Origin of the sequence: Microcoleus sp. PH2017_09_SFU_O_A (assembly GCF_020738625.1) — a bacterium.
Classification (GTDB): Bacteria; Cyanobacteriota; Cyanobacteriia; order Cyanobacteriales; family Microcoleaceae; genus Microcoleus.
In genome coordinates this window covers 1-21,791 of sequence record NZ_JAEQCF010000085.1, presented here as the reverse complement: position 1 = coordinate 21,791, position 21,791 = coordinate 1, and the positions used below count along the sequence as shown (strand labels likewise).

At 45.8% G+C, this 21,791-nt stretch carries 22 protein-coding genes; 9 read left to right on the top strand and 13 right to left on the bottom strand.

The features are described 5' to 3' along the window. Positions 1-333: 333 nt before the first annotated feature. From JGK16_RS26210 to der, 5 genes are all read right to left on the bottom strand, one after another. Positions 334-999 (bottom strand): YggS family pyridoxal phosphate-dependent enzyme, encoded by a 666-nt coding sequence (locus JGK16_RS26210; protein WP_293185591.1) that lies wholly within the window; start codon positions 997-999, stop codon positions 334-336. Positions 1,000-1,127: 128 nt separating this feature from the next. Continuing rightward, on the bottom strand, positions 1,128-1,397 hold the full coding sequence (gene pipX / locus JGK16_RS26205; protein WP_293185590.1) for a transcriptional coactivator PipX: 270 nt from the start codon (positions 1,395-1,397) through the stop codon (positions 1,128-1,130). Positions 1,398-1,439: 42 nt separating this feature from the next. Continuing rightward, positions 1,440-1,877 (bottom strand): holo-ACP synthase, encoded by a 438-nt coding sequence (acpS, locus tag JGK16_RS26200; RefSeq protein ID WP_293185589.1) that lies wholly within the window; start codon positions 1,875-1,877, stop codon positions 1,440-1,442. Positions 1,878-2,001: 124 nt separating this feature from the next. Then, positions 2,002-2,997, bottom strand: coding sequence for an energy-coupling factor transporter transmembrane protein EcfT (locus JGK16_RS26195; RefSeq protein ID WP_293193219.1), 996 nt, complete (start codon positions 2,995-2,997; stop codon positions 2,002-2,004). Positions 2,998-3,154: 157 nt separating this feature from the next. Beyond that, positions 3,155-4,516, bottom strand: a complete 1,362-nt coding sequence (gene der, locus JGK16_RS26190) for a ribosome biogenesis GTPase Der (protein ID WP_293185585.1) — start codon at positions 4,514-4,516, stop codon at positions 3,155-3,157. Positions 4,517-4,588: 72 nt separating this feature from the next. Between der and JGK16_RS26185 the strand changes: the two genes are divergently transcribed. Together JGK16_RS26185 and JGK16_RS26180 are read left to right on the top strand one after the other, a co-directional pair. After that, the gene (locus JGK16_RS26185; protein ID WP_293193218.1) at positions 4,589-5,797 is read left to right on the top strand and encodes a NupC/NupG family nucleoside CNT transporter; all 1,209 of its coding nucleotides are present in this window, start codon (positions 4,589-4,591) and stop codon (positions 5,795-5,797) included. Positions 5,798-6,035: 238 nt separating this feature from the next. Further along, positions 6,036-6,578, top strand: coding sequence for an acireductone dioxygenase (locus JGK16_RS26180; protein WP_293193217.1), 543 nt, complete (start codon positions 6,036-6,038; stop codon positions 6,576-6,578). Between the two features lie 171 nt (positions 6,579-6,749). Here JGK16_RS26180 and JGK16_RS26175 read toward each other — a convergent pair whose 3' ends face one another. From JGK16_RS26175 to JGK16_RS26160, 4 genes are all read right to left on the bottom strand, one after another. Then, positions 6,750-7,547, bottom strand: a complete 798-nt coding sequence (locus JGK16_RS26175; protein WP_293185581.1) for a hypothetical protein — start codon at positions 7,545-7,547, stop codon at positions 6,750-6,752. 108 nt (positions 7,548-7,655) lie between these two features. After that, positions 7,656-8,126, bottom strand: coding sequence for a hypothetical protein (locus JGK16_RS26170; RefSeq protein WP_293193216.1), 471 nt, complete (start codon positions 8,124-8,126; stop codon positions 7,656-7,658). Positions 8,127-8,434: 308 nt separating this feature from the next. Then, positions 8,435-9,016: a cupin domain-containing protein gene (locus JGK16_RS26165; RefSeq protein WP_293185577.1), complete on the bottom strand. Its 582-nt coding sequence runs from the start codon at positions 9,014-9,016 to the stop codon at positions 8,435-8,437. A gap of 147 nt (positions 9,017-9,163) precedes the next feature. Continuing rightward, positions 9,164-9,730 (bottom strand): sigma-70 family RNA polymerase sigma factor, encoded by a 567-nt coding sequence (locus JGK16_RS26160; protein ID WP_293185575.1) that lies wholly within the window; start codon positions 9,728-9,730, stop codon positions 9,164-9,166. A gap of 384 nt (positions 9,731-10,114) precedes the next feature. On the opposite strand from JGK16_RS26160, the gene JGK16_RS26155 reads away from it, so the two are divergent. The 3 genes from JGK16_RS26155 (at position 10,115) to JGK16_RS26145 (ending at position 14,456) form a co-directional block, all read left to right on the top strand. Next, on the top strand, positions 10,115-11,329 hold the full coding sequence (locus JGK16_RS26155) for a DUF4331 domain-containing protein (RefSeq protein ID WP_293185573.1): 1,215 nt from the start codon (positions 10,115-10,117) through the stop codon (positions 11,327-11,329). A gap of 192 nt (positions 11,330-11,521) precedes the next feature. Further along, positions 11,522-12,922 carry a hypothetical protein gene (locus tag JGK16_RS26150; protein ID WP_293193215.1) on the top strand — a complete coding sequence of 467 codons (1,401 nt, stop codon included), beginning with the start codon at positions 11,522-11,524 and terminating at the stop codon, positions 12,920-12,922. Between the two features lie 34 nt (positions 12,923-12,956). After that, a complete protein-coding gene (locus JGK16_RS26145; protein WP_293203482.1) occupies positions 12,957-14,456 on the top strand; it encodes a sulfite exporter TauE/SafE family protein in 1,500 nt (499 codons plus the stop codon). A 384-nt stretch (positions 14,457-14,840) separates the two neighbouring features. Here JGK16_RS26145 and JGK16_RS26140 read toward each other — a convergent pair whose 3' ends face one another. Both JGK16_RS26140 and JGK16_RS26135 read right to left on the bottom strand, forming a co-directional pair. Further along, on the bottom strand, positions 14,841-15,278 hold the full coding sequence (locus JGK16_RS26140; protein ID WP_293185569.1) for a hypothetical protein: 438 nt from the start codon (positions 15,276-15,278) through the stop codon (positions 14,841-14,843). 629 nt (positions 15,279-15,907) lie between these two features. Then, on the bottom strand, positions 15,908-16,090 hold the full coding sequence (locus tag JGK16_RS26135) for a hypothetical protein (protein WP_293193213.1): 183 nt from the start codon (positions 16,088-16,090) through the stop codon (positions 15,908-15,910). Between the two features lie 399 nt (positions 16,091-16,489). Here JGK16_RS26135 and JGK16_RS26130 point away from each other — a divergent pair, with 399 nt between their 5' ends. Further along, the gene (locus JGK16_RS26130; RefSeq protein WP_293185566.1) at positions 16,490-18,052 is read left to right on the top strand and encodes a Ycf66 family protein; all 1,563 of its coding nucleotides are present in this window, start codon (positions 16,490-16,492) and stop codon (positions 18,050-18,052) included. Between the two features lie 191 nt (positions 18,053-18,243). Here the strand turns inward: JGK16_RS26130 and JGK16_RS26125 are convergent, their stop codons facing one another. Then, a complete protein-coding gene (locus tag JGK16_RS26125) occupies positions 18,244-18,474 on the bottom strand; it encodes a hypothetical protein (protein WP_293185564.1) in 231 nt (76 codons plus the stop codon). Here JGK16_RS26125 and cobQ point away from each other — a divergent pair. From cobQ to JGK16_RS26110, 3 genes are all read left to right on the top strand, one after another. Continuing rightward, entirely contained in the window at positions 18,439-19,905 is a 1,467-nt protein-coding gene (gene cobQ, locus JGK16_RS26120) for a cobyric acid synthase CobQ (protein WP_293185562.1), read from the top strand. The genes JGK16_RS26125 and cobQ overlap by 36 nt on opposite strands. A gap of 285 nt (positions 19,906-20,190) precedes the next feature. Then, entirely contained in the window at positions 20,191-20,427 is a 237-nt protein-coding gene (locus tag JGK16_RS26115; RefSeq protein ID WP_293185560.1) for a 2Fe-2S iron-sulfur cluster binding domain-containing protein, read from the top strand. Positions 20,428-20,455: 28 nt separating this feature from the next. Further along, positions 20,456-20,731, top strand: a complete 276-nt coding sequence (locus JGK16_RS26110) for a hypothetical protein (protein WP_293185558.1) — start codon at positions 20,456-20,458, stop codon at positions 20,729-20,731. Positions 20,732-20,737: 6 nt separating this feature from the next. On the opposite strand, the gene JGK16_RS26105 is transcribed toward JGK16_RS26110, so the two are convergent. Next, positions 20,738-21,694: a hypothetical protein gene (locus JGK16_RS26105; protein ID WP_293203480.1), complete on the bottom strand. Its 957-nt coding sequence runs from the start codon at positions 21,692-21,694 to the stop codon at positions 20,738-20,740. Positions 21,695-21,791: the final 97 nt, after the last annotated feature.

Below are 21,791 nucleotides of genomic sequence, written 5' to 3'. Positions count from 1 at the left end.
TTAACGAGTTGTGGACTTCCTTCTCGACCTTAACAGGCTGGCTAGTACTGACAGAACTGCGGTTTACAAACCGGATAATTGAGCCTTGGTTTTCGGCATAGCAGATATTATAGCCTTTCTCAAAAAGGTGAGGTATGACTGACAGGTTATATAACCACTGAAACCAAGAGGGCCCAAGCCCAACAACGTACCTCATCTTTCTGAGAACCGCTATATATCAATTCTAGACTTATCTTTTCCAGTAAGCTTTGATTAAGTTTAGGTAACTATTTCGCCCTGTAAGTTAACCTCTATATTTAACCTAAGTTGTGCTTATCAGAAGATTTGAACAATTTATCCCCTCCTAGAGCCAAATAAGGTTTGTCCTAGCCGTACCATAGTAGCACCTGCTTGAATTGCCAAATGATAATCTCCCGACATCCCCATGGAGAGCTGCTGCATTTGAATGTTTGGCAAATTTTGCTGCTGGATTTTGTCAGCAAGTTCGCGGGTGCTGTTAAACAATTCTAGGATTTGCGAGTCATCTAATCCCACCGGAGGTATTGTCATCAAACCTTGAATTTTGATATGCTGACATTTATTGAGTTCACAGAGGTCGGCAAGAAGTTCGGGGACGCTCCACCCGTATTTGTCGGGATCTGGCAATATTTTCACTTGCAGGCAGACTTGCGGGGAGCAGGACATTTCGCCAGCTATGCGCGAAAGCCTCTGAGCCAGTTTTAAGTTGTCGATAGAGTGAATCCACTGGAAATGCTCTAGGGCCTTTGCTGCTTTGTTGGCTTGCAAGTGGCCGATCAAGTGCCAGTTGATATCCGGCAAATCTTGCAGTTGGCTTTGTTTTTCGGCAGTCTCTTGAACCTTGCTCTCGCCAAAATCTCGGATGCCCGCGTCGTAGGCTTGGCGGATAGCATCAGTCGGTACCTGTTTGGTAACGGCAATTAACCGCACTGATTCTGGCAAGTGTTGGCGAATGCTGTTAATTCGAGAGGCAATGGTCATGGGTACTCAACGCTCTTGACAGTAGGGCAGGACAATTAAGACAGATATCAATTACCAAGTTACCAATTACCAATTACCGATTACCGATTACCGATTACCAATTACCGATTGCCAATTACCGATTTTGGCTATTGAAAGGTGCGCTGGTGAATGACCTGCAATTGGTCGTACTCCTGATATTGACCGCTGCGACGGAGGGTTCGCAGGCGAATTTCGACCATGAGGCGAGCGTCGGAGCGACTGATAGGATCGAATCTGAGGCCGCCAGGGCCGTTGGTTACTAAGAAAAATAGGCGCTGGGCGTATAGGGTGGTAAATAATTCTTGGCTGTCTTCAACCTGGGATACCCTGAAGAGGAGGCCAAAGTTTGGATGATTCAGGTAGGTTTCGGTAGTCATTCACTCTCACAATCGATCGATATTAGATTAAAGATTTAGATTTTAGATTTGAGTTTCGCTCGATCGCGGGGTGCAAAGGGCGATCGCGGTAGCCATGCTATAGTCTCCATCGTGACTGAGGCTCAACTGCCACTGACAATTTCCCCAAACAGAGGCTTGTGCTGCGGCGGTTCCGTGCAGTTGCACGTTAGGAGCACCGTTTTCGGAGCGCTGAATTTCGACATCAGCATACCGTATTCCCCGCCATCCCGTGCCTAGAGCTTTGACAACAGCTTCCTTTGCTGCCCATCGCCCCGCTAGTTGGTTGCAGGAAACTCGGTTCATTTTACCTTTAATGCTGCTGTCTTGAGAATTTAGTTGTCCGCAGTCTCTTTGTTCGGCCGGGGTGTAAACTTTTTCCAGGAAGCGATCGCCAAACCGGTCTAATACAGCTTGAATGCGCGGAACATATACTATATCTGTCCCAAGATAGATGTTCAAGGTCTTGGATCTCTAAATATTTGCATCCATTACTTTAGCAGCACTGTGGAATCATTGATTCCCAATTCCCAATTCCCAATTCCCAATTCCCAATTCCCAATTCCCAATTCCCAATTCCCAATTCTCAACTGTCCCAACCCCAAGCCAAGCGGGCACTCCAGAGGGCGAGCAAGCAGCCGAGGGCGATCCAGTCTCGGATTTTGAAGTGCAACTGATGCCATTCTACGCGGTGTCGATCGGGACTGGTGAAGCCGCGAACTTTCATCGCGCTAGCTATTTGTTCGGCTCGCAACAGCAAGTTTTCTAACAGCCTCTCGGCGATCGTCAACCAAACTTGAGAGGCACGGCGAAATCCGAGTTTTTTCCAGTTTATCGCTCTAGTGCTGACCGATCGCACTAAATTTTGTATTTCTTCCAATACTAGGGGAATAAACCGCAAAGATAACGTTAATGTTAGGGCAATTTCGGTGACAGGCCAGCGCAAGCGGCGCAGCGGCTGCATTAAGTTTTCGATGGCGGCGGTGATTTCTTCGCTGGCTGTGGTGAGGAGATAGAGGTTGGTGCTGTAAATTACTGTGAAAAATAGGGTGCTGACGTTGATAGCTAAATCTAAGGATTTGCGGGTGATTTTAACGGGGCCTTGTTTGAATAAAACGTAACTGTAGTTTGTGGGTTGGGGGAGTTTATTTTGGGTTTGAACTTGAGGATTTTGGGTTGGAGAGTTTGAGCCTAAGTTAAAAGGTTTGTACCAGGGTTTGGGATTCTGAGCGGGTGGAAGGGTTGCGGGTTGTTGGGAAAAGGTTAATTCGTCGGCGGGGATGCGGGGCTGATGTTCTGAGGGAAGTGCGTCGGGGGCGATCGCGCTGAGGCAAAATACTAAAAGGCAGAATAGCAGCAGCAGTCCCATTTGCTGTTTCCAGACACGGAAGGGAATGGCTGCGCTTAGTGTCAGTACGATTAACATTACTACTAGCATCAACCGCCAAACTGGATTGGCGAGTATGGGCGCAATTAGAAATGTCATCAACCAGGCTAGTTTGACGCGGGAGTCTAGCCGGTGCAGCCAAGTTACGGGTTGTTCTAGATAAAGTCCAATAGGAAGCGATCGCAGTAAATCCATGTTGTAGATTTTAGATTTTAGATTTTTAAGAATATCAATTTATTGAACCGCGAAGACGCTAAGGACGCGAAGGAAGAGAACGAAGGAAGAGAAAAGAAAAAAACGCAATTTGCTTATATCATTAAACTGCGTTTTTTCTTTAATCTCAAGTCTGGAATTACTTCACGCGCAGTGCTCTGTTTGTGGTGCTGACTTCGCTGGCGCGAACTTTTTTGCCTCTCCACAGCAGCCGCATTGGTGTACCTGTAAAGCCGAGGTGTTTGCGGAATTGGCTTTCCATGTAGCGGCGGTAGTTTTCGGTGAATCGTTTGGGATCGTTGACGAATAGCGCGATTGTCGGTGGTTGCGATCGCACTTGAGTACCGTAATAGATTTTGCCTTGTTTTCCTTGGCGGGTAACTGGTGCTGAGTGCCAGGTTGTGGCTTCTTCTATGACTTCGTTGATGACGGCGGTAGCAACGCGACGCTTGTGTTCGTCGGAGGCTTTGTCTACTAATTCAATCACTTTTTCAACTCGCTGTCCGCTCATGGCGCTGACAAAGATCATTTCTGCCCAGTCGAGGAAATACAGTTTAGTTCTTGCTGTTTTTTCGTACTCGTAGATGGTGTCGTTGTCCTTTTCTATGGCATCCCATTTGTTGATGACGATGATGCAGGCTCGACCTTCTTGGCTGATGCGATCGGCTAATTTTTGATCTTGGTCGGTAACGCCGTCAATTGCATCTATTACTAGCAGTATGACATCTGCCCGGCGGATGGCTTTGAAAGCGCGGTTGATTCCGAAAAATTCGGCGCCGTATTCGACGTTTTTCTTTTTACGAATTCCGGCTGTGTCGATCAGGCGGTAGGTTTGACCGTTGCGTTCTACTATGGTGTCAATTGCGTCGCGGGTTGTGCCAGAAATTGGGCTGACGATGGCGCGGTTTTCTCCGAGAAATGCGTTTAGCAAACTCGATTTGCCGACGTTGGGACGACCGATAATTGCTACTTTGATTTCATCTACTTCTGGCTCTACTTCTGTGGGAAGGTAAGTCATTAATTGGTCTAGCAATTCACCGGTACCGTTACCGTGAATCCCGGAAATGGGGTAAGGTTCTCCCAGTCCCAATGTCCAAAAGTCTGCTGCTTGGGTGAGTCCGGTATTTTCCGATTCGCACTTGTTGACGGCGAGAATGACGGGGACTTTTTGCACTCGCAGCCAAGAGGCGATGGATTCGTCGCCGCCGGTGAGTCCGGTTTTTCCGTCTACTACAAAAATGGCCGCACTGGCTTCTGCAAGCGCCGCCATTGCTTGTTCGCGGATTAATGGCAGAAATTCGGTCTCGTCATCGAATACTAGCCCGCCGGTGTCTACGACTTGATATTCGCGATCGCCCCAGTATGCTGGTCTGTACGTGCGATCGCGCGTAATTCCCGGTTCGTCGTGGACGATCGCGTCTTGGCTGTTGGCTAAACGGTTGACGATCGTCGATTTGCCTACATTGGGGCGTCCAATAATAGCAACTATAGGTAGAGGCATAAAAGTAGCAGCAATTTAGGCTGCGCCGTAATTTTGAGCTTTAATCTTTAAGTATAAGGGAATGTGACTGAAATGGAAAGACTTATTTCTGTGTTGGGGTTAGGGGTTTTTGTCGGTTTGTGCTACGCCTTTTCAGTCGATCGACGGGCTGTTAAGTGGCCGCCCGTACTGTGGGGAATTGCTTTGCAGCTAATTTTTGCAATTTTGATTCTCAAAACTGCTCCGGGTTTGGCGGCATTTAAATTTTTGGGAGATTTAGTCACTCAATTTCTGAATTTTTCTGATGCTGGGGCAAAGTTTGTATTTGGTGATAAATTTACCGACCACTATATCGCTTTTAAAGTCCTGCCCACTATTATCTTTTTCTCTTCGTTTATCACCCTACTTTATCACTACGGGATTTTGCAGCGGGTGGTGCAGGCAGTTGCTTGGTGCATGATTAAAACCATGAAAACTTCCGGTGCAGAAACTCTTTCCTGTGCTGCCAATATTTTTGTCGGACAAACAGAAGCGCCACTATTAATTAAACCCTATGTAGCGACGATGACTCTCTCGGAACTGCACGCTGTGATGACGGGGGGTTTTGCGACAATTGCTGGCGGAGTCATGGCGGCTTATATTTCTTTTGGTGTGTCTCCTCAACATTTAATTGCTGCGTCGGTGATGTCGGCACCGGCTGCTTTGGCTATTTCTAAATTGCTGTACCCAGAAACTGAAAAGTCCCTGACTGCTGGCGAGGTAGAAATTAAGGTGGAACAGGTTTATGCTAATGCCGTGGATGCGGCGGCTTCTGGTGCTAGCGACGGTTTGAAGTTAGCCGCAAATGTGGCGGCAATGCTGATAGCTTTTTTGGGTTTGTTAGCATTTTTTAATGCACTTTTGGGTTGGTTTGGCGGGCTGATTAGTTTGCCTCAGTTGTCGCTGGAATGGATTTTTTCTTATTTGATGGCTCCCGTGGCTTGGCTGATGGGCGTGCCTTGGGCGGATTGTGGAAAAATAGGAGTTATTTTGGGGAAGAAGACGATTTTAAATGAGTTTATTGCTTATTTGGATTTGATGGAATTGGTGAAGCAACAGGCGATTTCGGAACGATCGGTAATTATTGCGACTTATGCTTTGTGCGGCTTTTCTAATATTGGTTCCATCGGGATTCAAATTGGGGGGATTGGTGGGATGGCGCCATCGCGCAAGGGTGATTTGGCTCGGTTGGGCGTGAGGGCGATGATTGCTGGTTCTGTGGCTTGTTTCATGACTGCTTGTATTGCGGGAATGCTCGTTTAAAAGTTTTGAGTTTTGTAAGGTGCGCCACAAGCACCCAACTCTCTACTCTCAAGGTTATTAAATAAAAGTTAAAATTTGACAATTAAAGTATGGTAAATGTTTAATAAAATATAACGAAAAACATCTAACTTTAGCGATCGGCTATTATGGAAAACAAGCAGGAATTTAGTCTGTAACAACAGTATATAGAAACTGGCAACTAAATTCTCTTCTAAGCGAAATTAATAGGTGATGTAATATGGCTGTTCTGCAACTAGAAAACGGTAGGACATATACCGATATCGAGGCGATCGCCAGCCAACTGGCTGTTTTAAATATTGAGCTCGATCGCCTGCCAAATCAGCAAAATCCTGCGGTTAAAAAAATTCTACTGCAAGACATTCTCAATGTCACAGAAAAACAGCACATTCTCGCAGCATTTAAAACCGAGTTTGAATACTTCAAGCGCGCCAGCGGCTGTCAGTGGTGCGACTTAAAAGTGCTGCATCCGGGTTCGCCACAGATTTACCCGCTGATGACTCAAAGCGATCGCACTCACACTCACGCAGATGCCGAAGTTCTGCACGTTTTAGCTGGGGAATGTGTTTTTGGGTTTGTCTATCCTAACGGCTCTCAGGTACAATTAATGTTGCAAGCTGAAGAATATATTAAAGTGCCTCCTAATACAGAACATTGGTTTTATCTTACTCCGTTGCTGTACTTGAAAGCTGTGCAGTATTACACCACTGCTCAAGGGTGGGTTCCTCAGTATACTAATAGGAAGTTGAAAATTACCAACTAGATCGAACCTTTGTATGTTGTTGCGCTTCAGCGCTTTTTCATAGATATAAGCAAAGAGCGCTGAAGCGCAACTACGTACCTTTGTTGTTGCGCTTCAGCGCTTTTTCATAGATATAAGCAAAGAGCGCTGAAGCGCAACTACGTACCTTTGTTGTTGCGCTTCAGCGCTCTTTCATAGAGAAATTTCAATTTCTTCACACCGCTGCAAAAGTGCTTCTATTTCCTGGGCGAGAAGAATTACTTCCGGCCACGAAGAACCGTTGATTAAGTCTTGGGCGTGTGCTAATTTGTTTCTCAATGCTTCTGCTGACTTTAAAAAACGCTCCCCGTAACGTTTGGATTTGAGCCCCAGCCGATCGACTATTTCGGCATTCGTCAGGATTAAATCTCGCTTGTCGCAGAATTGCAGGTAATCGATCAAGTCTATGGCCTCATTTCGCGATCGCCCCAATTCCCACAGGTGTTTTGCTGCTACAATGCGATCGCCCTTCAGCAACTTCTGCCACGAATCTTGGGGAAAATAGATCCGCACAATCCGCAATAAATTCATTTCCAGCAGCGTCACCAATCCAAACAGCAGCATCCGTACCGGCGCTTTTTGCAAATCGCCGCAGGTGACAATCCCGTTGATGCGGTTGCTTTCCAAGACAAACAATCTCGGTTTTTCTCGCAACAGCGGTAACAATTCCATCAATGGAGTCGAGGCGGCGATTAACTGTGACGGATGGAAGATTTGCTGGTAGTCGCTACACTTACCTGTCATTAAGTGCGATCGTTCTATATAGCCGCAAACCGTACCGTTTTCCTCGATCCCGAGCACATCAAAATCGCGCGCCTCCATCCACGATCGCAATTTAGCAGCATCTTCGCCCGCCGGCACAGATTTTAGCGGTTCCGCCAGGTATTTAACGGTGATACTGTCTTTGAATAAATCCCGCAAATCAGCGGAACTTGATTTTAAATGTTTCATCTCATGCGGGGTAATTTCCTGAGTCGTGGCGCGACAAGAGGAATATTAATCATATTTTAACTGCAAATAGAGACGCGGGATTGCCGCGTCTCTAAATATTTTACAATCTTACTTGCTGGCTAATTCTGGACAATAATGATTGCCTGCAAGAGTTGTGATAATATCGGCATCGGCAAGAAAACTTTCTTTAGCCGTGGGATTTTCGATACTACCAGCTTGTCCGATCGCCCTTAATTTAACTTCCGGCAGAGAAAGTCCCGCTTTCGCTTGGACACAGATCCTTTTAGCGGCAGCAATTTTTTGACTGGGGCTACTTTGAATTCCTTGCAGTAAAGCGTTTGTGGCGTCTGGAGAATAGCTTTTTGCTAAGCGTTTGTAGTCTTCGATAAATTTCCCGTCGTCTCCTGTTAGCTTTATTCCCGATTCTTGGGGCGCGCACAACTGGTTTAAGTTAATTACTTCTCCCGCTGAGTTTACCAGAAAACAGCCTTCGCGTTCTTGGGCGATCGCACTTTTGACCGCGACAAATTGTACAATAACGGCGGATATCACAGCAGTTAAACGCCAGTAATTTAGCATGGCATTATCCTTTGATAGTTGACAGTTGACAGTTTGTAGGGGCGGTGCCAAGAGTGCCCGCCCTCTTAGTTGACAGTGACCTCTACCAGGAAGTCCGAGGATTGGACTAATTAATCGTCTTCTTTTAATTTGTCCTGGAGTTCCGGCTTTATATCGTTTCCGGTTGTATCGGAATTATTTAACCGCAGAGATCGCAGAGAGCACAGAGAGATAAGATAGAGATGAATGCAGGATGATCAAATCGGATTTGATATTAATCCAATTTTTCCTATTAAGATGCCCGTCCCAGAATAGATTTAGGTATGGATTCAAACGAGCCTTTCGTTATTTGTAGAAGATTTGATTAACAGCAAACATCCCCCTTCTGTAACTGGTGAATGAATGGAACCGGGAACCGATCGAATATAATCGCCTTGATAGCAAACTTCCCCTTCTACAGTTAAGTCTCCTTCTAATACAAATACTTCCTCCGAATCCGCGTGTCGGTGCAGGGGAAAAGTTACTCCCGGTTCCAGCCTCATCAAACAAGTAATTTCGCGCTTTTTTTTGTCAAGATAAAGCTTGCCGATCGAGATTCCCGGAACTGAGTAAGGTCTCCATTTGACATTCTGCGATCGCACAATTAAAGATGGCGGATTGTTCTCGGCTGGTGGCGTAACCATTGGCAATTCCGCTAGGCGCTGGAACAAACGGTTTTTGAGATCGGGCGCGACAGGAACGGCAGGGGCTGTATAGGCGATCGCAGAAATTGCTGTTTCAAAGGCCGCTAATTCACTTTGAAGTTCTGGGGATGCTTGCAATTTCTCGGCAAGTGCGCTGCGTTCTGACTCATCCATGGTATCGAGAGCTTGAAGCGCTGCAAGCATATTAAACTCCTCGTCTGGCATCATTTCCATCTGTTCTCCGGCATTATCAATTTTAGATTTTAGATTTTAGATTTTAGATTTGTTTTTGCCATTGCACTAAAGATGGAAGATTGGAGATGCCATAGGTTTAGATTGATATTAAACAATTTAAATTTTGTTTTTTTTGACAATCTAAAACTCTTCGCTCAAAGTTTGGCGCAACTTAGAAATTCCCAACCGAATTCTAGTTTTAACAGTACCTGTCGGGATACCGAGTTTAGAGGCGATTGCCACACAAGTCAATCCTTCGTAATAGGCTAGTTCGATCGCAATTCGCTGTTCTGCTGGCAGTTTTTCTAGGGCTGCTTTGACTTGGGCGCTGCGTTCTTCGATCATTGCATCTTCCATCGGTTCTGCAATACGCGAAGACGGAATTTTAGCATCTTCCAGACAAGCGTCTGCCGCGCGGACTGTTCGCTGCAACACTCGGAGGCGATCGAGGGAACGACTGCGGGTAAGCATAAACAACCAAGTATCCGCACGAGAGCGACTAGGATCGTAAGTTGCTGCTTTTTGCCAAATTTGGGAAAAAACATCGAGCACAACTTCCTCAGCTTCTTCTACCGAACCCAGAATTTTGTAAGCGAGACCGAAACTTGCACGACCGTAGCGATCGTACAGTTTAGCTAATGCTACTTGGTCTTTCTGGGCAATCTGCACTAACAGCAGCGATTCATCGCTTGACTTTTCCCCTGTCATCTCAGTGTACCTAAAAAATTTTGTTTTGAGTGCACAGATCCAAAATTAAATATTCGGCGTATATCACTATAGAACATAATTGTAAGTGAATTGGGGATGCAATCGTAAGTATGCCTTTGCGGGCTAATTTTCTCATGCTTTGAATTGTCATTTGCCCGATTTATATTGCAGTTTATCACCTCTGCATAGTTTTTCATACCTAATCTTGCTGTACAGATCCAAAATAGCAAAACCTTCGTATACCAATTACGAGAAGGCTCAGCAACCTCCGAAAAACCCGACAGGTTAACAAGTTGAACCTGTTGCGACAAAAGTAAAACCTGCGAAGGTGGGTTATTTGCCATTAATTTTTGTAAAACTCTCAGTAAAAGATAGGTGCTAACTGTGAAACTCACCAAGAAAATTCGCCGAATCATATTAGCGATTGAAGCAGCTTTAATTGTTGTATTAACTCCCGGGATAATTGCCGCTTCCGACCACGACGACGGCGAAGTCGATATCAAAGGTCGTGCTGTCAATTTAACCGACTTATACGTCTATCGCGAAAAAGATCAAAACTCCGGCGCTGCGGACGGGGATTTAGTATTTACAATGAATTCAAATCCTCGGTCTGTAGCCCGCTATCAATATTATTTCAGCACCACAGCCCTTTACCAATTTCACATCACGCAGGTAGGTGATGTAAATTCTACACCGACCGGACGCGCCGATATTATCTTGCGGTTTGCCTTCAGTCCGCCTAACAATCAAGGTATGCAAGCGGTAGCGATCACTGTTGTGCGCGGAGGCTCCCAGACCACTACTAAGACAACTGTTAATGGCGGTTTAATTGCCACAACTCCGCTGAATTCTAATGCTGTTTTGAATAAAGTACCTGTGGGCGGTTCTAACTTAACTGTATTTGCAGGTTTGCGGGAAGATCCGTTTTTCTTTGATGTGGAACAATTTTTTAGAGTCCGGGCTGGGGCTTTGGGAACGGGGCCGAAAGTCGGTTTCAAGGAACCGGGTAAAGCGCTGGATTTTGCTAAGGGTTACAACGTTAATACCATTACGGTGCGCGTTCCAAAAGCATTTCTGCAAGCAGGAACAGGCGCGAATACTTTTGATGTTTGGTCAACTATTTCTGTGAGGGATGGAGTTGGTGGTTTCAAACAATTCGAGCGTTTGGCGAGACCTGCAATTAATGAGGGTTTGGTACTTACTCCCCAGTTGATGGAGGCATTTAATACTATTTCTCCGAGATTGGATTTGAGTGCTGCTGCTGCTCCGGTGCGCCAGGAAGCTGTTGCTACTCTCAATGCTGTGGATCTTTTGGACGGTAAGGATAATGTTGATGCAAATGCGATCGCCAAAGCTTTCTTACCGGATGTCCTGCGGATCGATACCACAAGGCCAAGCGGCTACGGTAGCGCGGCAAATTCTCAAGGAAGTTTGATCGGAGGTCGTTTGCTTTTGGACGATGTTGTTGATATCACTTTGGGAGCTTTGGTGGGTTCTCCGGTTGGCGATAACGTTTCTTATAACGGAACTCCTGGAAATCCGGCTCAGGGACACAAACCGTTAGAACCGAATTTTCCTTATTTGGCTTTGCCGAATTAGTTAATAGTCATAGGTATGTAGTTGCGCTTCAGCGCTCTTTCCTAATATTTATCAAGAGCGCTGAAGCGCAACTACGTACCTTGGCTCAAGCGCGAGCCGATATTTGGACGCAAGTCGCACAATTCGTCAGGTGCGTCATCAAATAAAATCGTAGTTTTTCGTGCTAAATCGAACAATGACGCACCCTACAATATGACAGCGAATAAATCACAAAAACCTAAATCTGAGCTTTTCTGGTGGTTGCTTCTCATCGGACTGCCGATAGTGGGCATTGTCGCAGTTAATTTGCTGCCCAATCTGCGTGAAATCTCAGGAAAAATTGCTAATAAAAGTACGGCAAATCTCGATGCTAATTACCGCTATCAGTTTTCGGCAACTTTGAGGAAGAATCCGAATCAAAAGGAAGCTATTCAGCAGGAAATTACTTTTTACCAGCAGCGATTGGCTGTTGATTCAAAAAGCGGTTTGAATCGGGCTGCTTTGGCGAGTGCTTATTTGAAAATGGCTCGCGTAACTGGGGAAGGTGGTTGGTTTTTATTAGCCGAACAAGCCGCAGAAAGATCGATCGCCCTTTTGCCTTTTGACAACAAAGGCGCGCTGCTAGTTTTAGCTCGAATTGCCGAGGCCAGACACGATTTTGCTACTGCTTTGCGCTTTGCTAAACAGGTGGGTTTTGACAATGAAGATGCGATCGCCCTTTCGGTTACATCTCACTTAGCCACCGGAAAAATCAGTAATGCAAGTATAGCCGCAGAAGCCTTAGTTAATCGTATTCCTAACTTAGGCTCTCTCACATTAAGAGCATTAGTGAGAGAGTCGCAGGGGCGAGATGCGGAGGTTTTGCAGGATTACCGGCAAGCAATGGCTGCGGAGGAACCGGGAGAGATTGCTGGATCGGCGCGAGTTCGATCGCTCTTGGGTCGATTTTACGCCCGTCGCGGGCAGTTTGTGCAGGCGAAAGCGCTATTTTTGGAAGCGTTGCGGTTGGTTCCGCGATACCCGCTAGCGCTGATTTATTTGGGGGATTTGGAGACGCGCCAGGGAAATTATCGGGAAGCAGAGGCTAATTACAGCAAGGTTTCTGCCTATTCTGGCGGGGCTGCGACGGTGTTCGATCGCCTGGTGGATCGCGGTATGGCGAGGGTGAAGGAGTTGCAGGGAGATGCGAGATCCTCGGCGAAATTGCGCGACAAAGCAGAAGCTGGGCTGCGACAGGAACAGGTTTCTGGCGGTTTCGGGCACCGGCGCGATTTGGCGAGTTTGTTGCTGGAAAAAGGGCGATCGCAGGATGTCGCCGAAGCGCTGTTGTTAATGCAGGAAGAGGTGAAAATCCGCAGGGATGCTGTAACGCTGGATATCTACGCTTGGGCGCTTTCGAGTGCTGGGGAATGGCAAAAAGCCGATCGGGTGATGGCCGACATTGTGCGATCGGGAATTCGGGATGCAGGGATATTTTATCGGGCTGGTGCGATCGCTAAGACTTTAGGAAAAGATGCAGAATCTCGCGCTTATTTTCAACAGGCAAAGGAAATCGATCCGAGTTTTGATAGTCGATCTCGTCAAGCATTGGGTTTGGGAAGTTATGAATTTTGAAATTAGCCACAAACACATAAAATCGGAACCAACCATGCACAAAAACTGGCAAAGAACGCGAAAATATTTAATTCTTTTTTCGCTCACAATCTTACTATTTTGTACAAACTCAACCCAACCAGTTTACTCGCACTGGTCAGACTTATCAGTAGCCGAAATCATCGTAAACGATTTACAAACCGAAATAACATTAACCTTTCCCACAGGCTTAACAAAATTCGCCGACGACAATGGAGACGGACAGTTACAACTGGCAGAAGTTAGAAATCATCAAACAGAACTAGAAAAGTTTTTGGGTCAAAAAATTAGCATCACCAACAGTAGCAAAATTCCCGGATCGGTTACAGTCAAACCCCTAGAAATAGCAGCTAAAACTGCCAGCTTAATCCAGCAGCCCAATACCCATAGCACCTTAATCTTAAACTACACCTGGCCAGAATCTAACGTAACTTCAAAAAACAACAAATTGCGGATTAAATACAATTTGTTTTTGCCCGGAGTTCCGACAGCTAGCTGTCAAGCTACAATTGTCGAAGCTGGTGCTGTCAAAAGCATTGTATTTACGCCACAAAACCGAGAATTTTTGTTAGCTGGAAAAGAATCAATCTGGGAGTCAGGTTGGAGTTTGGTGCTAGCAGTAGTCGGAGCATTTACTTGGGGATGCGTGCACGCGATGTCCCCCGGACATGGGAAAACAATAGTCGGCGCTTATTTAGTCGGTTCGCGGGCTACTCCAGTACACGCTGTATTTTTAGCAGCAACAACCACAATTACTCACACTGCTGGCGTGTTTTCTGTCGGCGCAATTACATTATTTGCTTCTAACTTAATCGAGCCAGAAAAACTCGATTCTTGGCTCAGTTTAATCTCAGGCTTATTAGTAGCAATCATCGGCATCAAATTACTTTCAGAAAGAATCAAAACCAGGTTCGTAGTGAGGACTTTAGTCCGCACCAAGATCGACTTAAATCACCTCATCGAAAAAACCAGGTTCGTAGTGAGGACTTTAGTCCACAAAAACCCAAGGACTAAAGTCCTTACTACGAACCTTGAGGAACCAGTAAATCTTTTGAGTAGGGGAACTTGGGAAAGAGAATTTAAACCTGTCAAACCACCTATATCTCAGCACTACCACCATCATGGAGACGGCCGTCTTCATTCACATTTGCCACCCGGATCGGACGGTTCTCCGATTACTTGGAAAAGCTTGTTAGTGTTGGGCATTTCCGGGGGATTGTTGCCTTGTCCTTCCGCATTGGTGATGCTGTTGAGCGCGTCGGCTTTGGGAAATGTTGGTTTGGGGATGACGCTGGTGGTGGCCTTTAGTTTGGGATTGGCTTTGGTGCTGAGTGCGATCGGCTTAATCTTAGTTTACGCCAAACAACATTTTAATAAACTACCCAAACAGATTGCAGCAGTCAAATTTATGCCCGCAATTAGCGCGGTGTTGGTAATGTTTTTGGGGTTGGGCATTACTGGAGAGGCTATTTTAAAAATATTGGCGGCGAATCAGTGGGTAATTGGCAATGGATAAGACAATTTAAGATGCTATGGTGCGTCAGTTTTGATGATTTTGTGAATAGAAAATTTTTGTACTGAGGCATCTAATAAAGTAATATAGCCTTTCTCAAAACATGAGGTATGATTGACAGCTTATATAACCACTAAACTATCAACTAAGAGGGCTGAAGCCCAACAACGTACCTCATCTTTCTGAGAACCGCTGTACCAGTTTTTCAAAGTAATGCTACAAAATAAGTGTTTTTGTCTGATCATGTTTGTTTGGTGCGTCGCTATGAGATTGTCGATATTTTTTTATGGATTTTTCTCAAGCGACGCACCCTACGGCTGTTTTACCAGGAATTGCTGGTAACGAGTAGATGTATTCAATTGGCGGGAAATCCCCACCTATTCAACATTAGCTCGCGGTATGTTTATTAATAATTTCGGCTAAATCTGGGATGCCGTTTTCGACGTAAGTCTTAGCGGAGGGGCGGAGTTTGCCATAGGCGCCTTTGACAACTGCTCTGGTGCTGTTTTCGGCTTTTTTGTCACTGATTTGGAGCAATTGATCTGCTACTTGAGCTTTTCTTTCAGTTAGATATGCGACTGGGTTGCCATTGTTTACGGCTTCAGCCCACATTGGATCGAGTGCGATCGAGATTTCGGGCAAAAGTTGATCGACGACTTGGGCGCAATAGTCAGCCCGTATCCCCTTAACGGTAGAGTAGGCAGCTTTCAGAGCAAGGCCGCCCAATCCCGGTGCTGCTGCAACTTGTTTGTCTATCAACTTTACACAGTCATCAACAATAGTGTCTCTCTTGTTTTCATTCAAAAGAATATCGCTAAGTCCCATTTTCACTTTCCTTGATTTAACAGTCTATGTGGTTATCAGCTTTGAGCTTCATCTGGCGATTATATATCAATACGCTTCAGATCTGATAGTCCCGGAAGCAAAACTCTGTACAAAACAGATAGTGCAATTGCTTTCTGGTTGTGCGATCGCAAAAAAAATTAACCCAAGCGCGATCGTAGATCTATTTTGATGCTTTACTCGGGATTACAGATTTTTTTGGGTTTGAAGCTTTTTACTGCACAAATTGATGTTGAGATTTGTTGAGTATTTTATGGCAATTAATATCGGAGTTGCTACTCATTATTCATTTAGGGTTTGTAGCAAGCACTTCCGTTATTGTTAACCGGTCTTAATGAGGACTGAAGTTCTTACTACAAAGCGATCAGTTGTGAAGAGTCAATCGATTTTAGATTTTAGATTTTAGATTTTAGATTTACCCCACGGATAAATTCGGGGGAAGAGAGGATTTTCGATTTTCGATTTGGGATTGATTCCACGGATAAATCACGTGGCGGGTACCACCTGTGAAAATCTTGGTCAAATAGAAAAGATAACAGCTTGAAAAAAAACATTAGACAGGCTCTGCCTTGCGATAAATCCCACTTGCACGTATTATCTGGCACGGATCGTTAGGATTCGACGTTTGACTTGAAGCTCGCAGGTACTGTAACCAGGGGCAGTTTCTGGATTTGTGTCGGACGATCGCTCGATCGCCATACGAAATTTACCGGTAATTTCGCGGAAGTGCCGACTCCGGCAAAGATTTGAACTAATAAGGTTAAGCTCGCTGCTAAAAACAGTTTTTCAAACATGGCATTGTCTCCAATACATATGCCCTAAGGCATAACTTCTTTTACACCTACAACATACAAAACATCGTCTACGGCAGGTGCGATCGTACCAACATACTTAAGTGATAGATATCACGATCGAGGAGAGGGGAGAAGGGGAGAGAGGGGGAGAAGGGGAGAGAGGGAGAGAGGGAGAGGGGGTGAGAGGGAATATTTCCTGGGACTTCTTCTTTCTTCCTTTTTGCTTCTTTCCTCTGACTTCTACCGTTAAATCCTTTAAATCCGTTACATCCGGTACAAAATTCTTTGCCGAACTTCCTTCCAAATCGGGAATTGTCCTTGAGAAAGAAGCCGTTGAGTGTCTCACAAAGGTAGAATTAGCGCGTAGAAGTTATTTGACACAGCGGAGGTACCGACAAGATGCTTGCATACATTCTGGCGTTGGCGGTCGGTCTGGGCAGCTTTAGTATTTACATGGCGGCCTTCTTTTTTCCAGAGGTTCACCGGAAAAGTGATTTTACCTGGAGCGGGGTAGGACTTTTTTATGCGTTAATTTTATGGACTTGTGCGGGGCGAATTACGGGTGCTCTCCTGCTTGGTCAAATGGCGGGTGTGGCTCTGCTAGGCTGGTTTGCGTGGGAAACTCTGACTTTGCGCCGGCAGGTGACGCCGATCGCTCAGCAAACGCCGATTCCTCAGGCGGCGAATTTGGCCGGGGCGATGGGCGGGCCTTTATCCGGTTTGTTTGGTAAGAAACCTGAACCCGCAGCCAAAAAACCGAAGTTTGTTCGATCGCCCAAACCGAAAGCTGATGCTGTTCCAGCACCTGCGAATCAGGGCCAGGCTAAGGTAGAAGCACAACCGGCGACTGGGCCAATCGCTGAGATTATTCCCGAAAGTGCGATCGGCCCTGACTTAAAAACTCCCGACAAGAGCGCACCCGCAATTACACAAATACCCGTGTTTTCGGTTGAAAACGCTCTTCCTGAGACTTCACCAGCCCCAGCAGAATTAGCCAGCAACTTCACTCCTTTGCCCCCACCTCTAGAATTTTCAGAAATTGCGGCCACACCAACGGTAGAGCCAGCAGAGGCTCAGCCAGAAGCCAAAAAGCAGACTGAAGATGATGACGATTTTGACGATTTTGACCAGATGTGGAGGGCGAGAGCTAAAGAGTCCCAGTCTGATGCTACTTCGGCAGCCCCAACGGCGACAGCAACCGCAGCCCCAAAGGCAAACCCAACTCCTGCCAAAACAGCTAAAAAATCAGGCGGTTTCGGAAGTCTGTTTGGCAATCTCAAAAATAGTCTCGGCGGTATGTTGGGACGGGGTGCAGCTAAAAACAAGCCTGATGCAAATACTCCGGTGACAACGCCGAAAGTAGCAGAGGAGTCGATCGCACCTGAATCTCCTGAATCTAAGGTAACGACAATTCCTGCACCGGATATCGACCAGATTCTCGAATCAGAATTAGCCGAGGCTGCCGCCGAAGTGGCATCCGAAACCAGCAACACTACTGCGGAAACCAGCCAAGCAGTGCCGTTTCCCACCGATGTGGAAGCAATGGCCGAGTTGATAGCAACAGAAACTGCGGCGAATTCTGCCAAAATAGGGGAAAGTTCGATTTTAGACGACGGATCGCCGGCACAAACCCAGACAAAGCCGTTGGCTCAAGAAACACCTGCGGATGCGGTTGGTGAACCCAAAGCAGCAGCAGGCGTAACGGAAGCAGAAACCCCTGCTGTATCTCTAGAAATGACTGTGGTGGAAATCGTTTCAGCACCGCCTGTAGAGATAGAAGTACCGGGAGAAGCAGGGTTGAGCGTTCAGGTAGAAACGGTTTCAGTATCAACAATCTCGATCGAATCCACAGAAGAAAAACCCTCTTCTGACGGATCACAACCCGATTTAGCCGCACCTGCCAAACCAGCCACTGAATCCAAGTCGGAGAATGTATCCGGCGAAGATAAGCCGTCATCTTGAGGCAAAAAGCAAAAGGTAGAAACCAGAATTTTTTTAATTCTGTCTTCTACCTTCTTCCGTCTTCCTTTTAGGACTTAGGTGCGGGTGGCGACAAATGTGGTTTTCCCTCAAAACCAATTCGTTGTCACCCCTAGAGCCAATAAAAAAACCATTTATTTGGTCAAATTTTGTAATCCCATAAATCATGATTTTTACATTCTTCTTTCTGCCTTCTTTCTTCTACATTCTTCCTTCTTCCTTCTTCCTTCTTTATTATATATTCTTCTTCCCTCTTCCCTCTTCCTTCTTCCCTCTTCCCTCTTCCTTCTTTCTTCTTCCTTCTTCCCTCTGCCTTCTTTCTTCTTCCTTCTTCCTTCTTCCTTCTTCCTTCTTCCTTCTTTAATATTATGAAAGCAATTATGGTCGTGGGAACAACATCTCACGCAGGAAAATCTTTACTGGTTGCAGCATTGTGTCGAATCTTTTCTCGGCGAGGCTGGCGGGTAACTCCGTTTAAAGGTCAAAATATGGCACTGAATTCCTATGTCACAGCCGCCGGCGGAGAGATTGGCTACGCTCAAGCAGTGCAAGCTTGGGCTGCGGGCATCGCACCTTGGGTAGAAATGAATCCGATTTTGCTCAAGCCGCAAGGAGATATGACTTCTCAATTGATTGTCAAGGGCCGGGCGATCGCAAATGTGCGAGCATCTCAATATTATGAACAGTATTTTGATATCGGCTGGCAAGCTATTCGGGAATCTTTAGAATTTCTCAAGCAAGAATTTGACATGATTGTGTGCGAAGGAGCCGGAAGCCCCGCAGAAATCAATCTCAAACACCGCGATTTAACAAATATGCGGGTAGCAAAACATCTGAATGCTCGGACTTTGCTAGTAGTTGATATCGATCGCGGTGGCGCATTTGCTCACATCATCGGTACTTTGGAATTGCTCGATCCTGACGAGCGCGCTTTAATTAAAGGATTCATTATTAATAAGTTCCGAGGCCAAAAATCGATCTTAGATCCGGGCTTGACTTGGCTGGAAGAAAGGACTGGAATCCCGGTAGTTGGGGTAATTCCTTGGATAGATGAAGTGTTTCCCTCGGAAGATTCCCTCGATTTACTCGATCGGCGTTCTCCCAATTCTCAAACCGACTTGAATATTTCCGTCATCCGCCTGCCCCGAATTTCCAATTTTACCGACTTTGACCCCCTGGAGTCGGAAACTACCGTCACAGTCAAATATGTCAGCCCCAAAGACCCGTTAGGCCATCCAGACGCCGTGATTTTACCAGGCTCTAAAACTACAATTTCAGATTTGCAGGTGCTGCGCCAAACAGGCATGGCAGAAGCGATTAAAAATTACTTAGTAGCTGGCGGTACAGTCATGGGAGTTTGTGGTGGCTTTCAGATGCTGGGAGAAAGTATCAGCGATAGAGAAGGCCTTGAGGGAGAAAAGGGAGAGTTCAAAGGATTGGGGTTATTGCCTTTGAAAACTGCGATCGCACCAAACAAAATTGCCCGCCAGCGGATCGTAACATCTAACTATCCTCAACCGGGTTTACCCGTTTCCGGTTACGAAATTCATCAAGGCAGAACCCAAATGATCGAGTCAGATTTGACTCAACCGTTATTTGACGATCCTAGTTTAGGCATTGTCAACGCTTCTCAATCAGTTTGGGGCACCTACCTGCACGGCATCTTTGACAACGGAGCTTGGCGGCGGGCTTGGTTAAATTACTTGCGCCAACAGCGGGGACTCCGCGCATTGCCCACAGGTATTCCGAATTACCGAGAACATCGAGAAACTCTGTTAGAAACTCTAGCAGATACAGTGGAAAAGCATTTAGATATCAAGCATATTTTAGGTTAGTTGACAGTTGACAATTGACAGTTGACAGTTGACAGTTGTTTGTTAGAGCGGAGGTTATAATTTGAATGACATTTTTTTTAACCAGAAAGTCGTAGGGTGCGTATCCATAAAAAAGCTTGATAATTCCCATCAAAAGTCGTAGGGTGCGTCGCCATGAAAAAACCTAACTAAGTACCAAAAATCTCACAGCGACGCACCTGTGCTTGATAATTAGTATCAATAAACCTCAAACTTTTTCGGAGCGAAACTTGGTAAAAATGGTATTATATCAAAAGGAAAAATTGCATGACAAAGATTGTTTTTTTGCCAGATAATGTGACAGTGGAAGCTGAAGCGGGAGAGCTTTTGCTAGATGTAGCCAAACGTGCAGGGGTTTCTATTCCTACTGGTTGTATGATGGGTTCTTGTCACGCTTGCGAAGTAGAAATTGATGACGGGGAGGCGATTTGTGCTTGTATTTCCGGCATACCTTCGGGGAAAAAGCAAGTTACAATTAATCTGTATGTCGATCCGACTTGGTAATCGATATATTTTTTAATTGCATCTTTTTATGAGCGATCGACAATTTAAGCCCTGTCCCATCTGTTCCATCCCATCGCCATATTGGGATCGATATCCCCGTCTAGTATGTTCGACTTGCTGTAGCAAAGCCTGTGACAGTCAAGGGCGCAAGGTACAATTTTTTAACGACTTCAATGGCGGTTTTGAGGCGATTGTAGCGGATACTAAAGAAGAGTATCCCAGCCACCTTTGCTATATTGAAGGGGTCAAGTGTTGGGCCGAGGAAGGGAAATTTGGCGGTATTGCGATCGAGGTTTGTGACTAATACACTTTATTTCTTTTGCCATTCTTGCTGTTTTTTTCGAGCAGATTGCAGCCATTTTTGAGATTCTGGATAAACAGTTGTCCCAGGTTTGACAGATTCTAATTGATTGATAATCTGTTGCAATTGTCCGAGGGAGTTACTGGGATTTTGACTGGGAGAATTTACATTATTTTGCAAGTTGGCAAACAAGCTTTTAGCTTCTTGCAAAGCTTTTTCAGAATCTCTTTCTGCTTGGAGTCTAATCTGGGAAATTCCTAAATTTTTCTGGTATTGGGCGAGTTTGGTTTGAGCGTCGAGATAGCCCGGATTATCCACAGGAACCATTTTCAGTCGGTTAATTCCTTCTTCCCACAATCCTGCTATTTGTTCCCACTGGGCGGCTGGATGCGGCGGTTTTTGCGAGGCGACGGCGGCGGAAAGAGCAAATTCTTTGGCTGCTTCAATTAAGTTGTCGGCGTGTACCGAACCTGTGGCGATTCCTCCCATTGCTTGAAAATCTCTTTCTGCTGCTTGGAGTTTTTTCTTAGCAGTTTCTCCGGCGAGGGTTTCGGCGGGAATTTGATTGAGTCGATCGATCGCACTTTGCCAATTTCCAGTCGCTTTTTGCCTGTCGGCGGCAGTTTTCGCTTGCTGGTACTGCTGTTTCGCGGCGTCGAGAGTTTGTTCGACTTGATTTAACTCAGTAAAAGCATTTTTTTGCTGAAAAATTTGAGCATCCATCCGCCCGATATTTTTGCGGGCTGCTTGAAATTCATCGACTGAAAAGCGCCAAGTGCAGCCGGAAAAAGAGCAATAAGTTTTTGGATAGTAGCCGAGGAACCACACCGGCAAAGCATCGAGGTGTTTTTGAGCTTGTTTTACTTTCGTGTCGCCATATTCAAAATCTGCCGCAGCCGTAGCTTTGTTAACCAGTTGATCGGATTGTTCCACGAGGGCGATCGCCTGTCGGTAATTGTAATCCATAGCTGGTAAAAGTATAGTCATCTATTACATGACATGGGAGGCTTCAAGTCCCTCCCCTTTCGCTTTCACTTCGAGCGGATTAACCCGCCTCGGCTGA

Coding starts and splice junctions, on each gene's coding strand:
- JGK16_RS26160 (WP_293185575.1), bottom strand. CDS start 9,730: ATGACAGGGGAAAAGTCAAGCGATGAATCGCTGCTGTTAGTGCAGATT.
- JGK16_RS26110 (WP_293185558.1), top strand. CDS start 20,456: ATGAGCGATCGACAATTTAAGCCCTGTCCCATCTGTTCCATCCCATCG.
- JGK16_RS26185 (WP_293193218.1), top strand. CDS start 4,589: ATGGAAAGACTTATTTCTGTGTTGGGGTTAGGGGTTTTTGTCGGTTTG.
- pipX (WP_293185590.1), bottom strand. CDS start 1,397: ATGACTACCGAAACCTACCTGAATCATCCAAACTTTGGCCTCCTCTTC.
- JGK16_RS26135 (WP_293193213.1), bottom strand. CDS start 16,090: ATGTTTGAAAAACTGTTTTTAGCAGCGAGCTTAACCTTATTAGTTCAA.
- JGK16_RS26210 (WP_293185591.1), bottom strand. CDS start 999: ATGACCATTGCCTCTCGAATTAACAGCATTCGCCAACACTTGCCAGAA.
- cobQ (WP_293185562.1), top strand. CDS start 18,439: ATGAAAGCAATTATGGTCGTGGGAACAACATCTCACGCAGGAAAATCT.
- JGK16_RS26130 (WP_293185566.1), top strand. CDS start 16,490: ATGCTTGCATACATTCTGGCGTTGGCGGTCGGTCTGGGCAGCTTTAGT.
- JGK16_RS26115 (WP_293185560.1), top strand. CDS start 20,191: ATGACAAAGATTGTTTTTTTGCCAGATAATGTGACAGTGGAAGCTGAA.
- JGK16_RS26180 (WP_293193217.1), top strand. CDS start 6,036: ATGGCTGTTCTGCAACTAGAAAACGGTAGGACATATACCGATATCGAG.
- JGK16_RS26195 (WP_293193219.1), bottom strand. CDS start 2,997: ATGGATTTACTGCGATCGCTTCCTATTGGACTTTATCTAGAACAACCC.
- der (WP_293185585.1), bottom strand. CDS start 4,516: ATGCCTCTACCTATAGTTGCTATTATTGGACGCCCCAATGTAGGCAAA.
- JGK16_RS26170 (WP_293193216.1), bottom strand. CDS start 8,126: ATGCTAAATTACTGGCGTTTAACTGCTGTGATATCCGCCGTTATTGTA.
- JGK16_RS26150 (WP_293193215.1), top strand. CDS start 11,522: ATGACAGCGAATAAATCACAAAAACCTAAATCTGAGCTTTTCTGGTGG.
- JGK16_RS26165 (WP_293185577.1), bottom strand. CDS start 9,016: ATGATGCCAGACGAGGAGTTTAATATGCTTGCAGCGCTTCAAGCTCTC.
- JGK16_RS26140 (WP_293185569.1), bottom strand. CDS start 15,278: ATGGGACTTAGCGATATTCTTTTGAATGAAAACAAGAGAGACACTATT.
- JGK16_RS26175 (WP_293185581.1), bottom strand. CDS start 7,547: ATGAAACATTTAAAATCAAGTTCCGCTGATTTGCGGGATTTATTCAAA.
- JGK16_RS26105 (WP_293203480.1), bottom strand. CDS start 21,694: ATGGATTACAATTACCGACAGGCGATCGCCCTCGTGGAACAATCCGAT.
- JGK16_RS26145 (WP_293203482.1), top strand. CDS start 12,957: ATGCACAAAAACTGGCAAAGAACGCGAAAATATTTAATTCTTTTTTCG.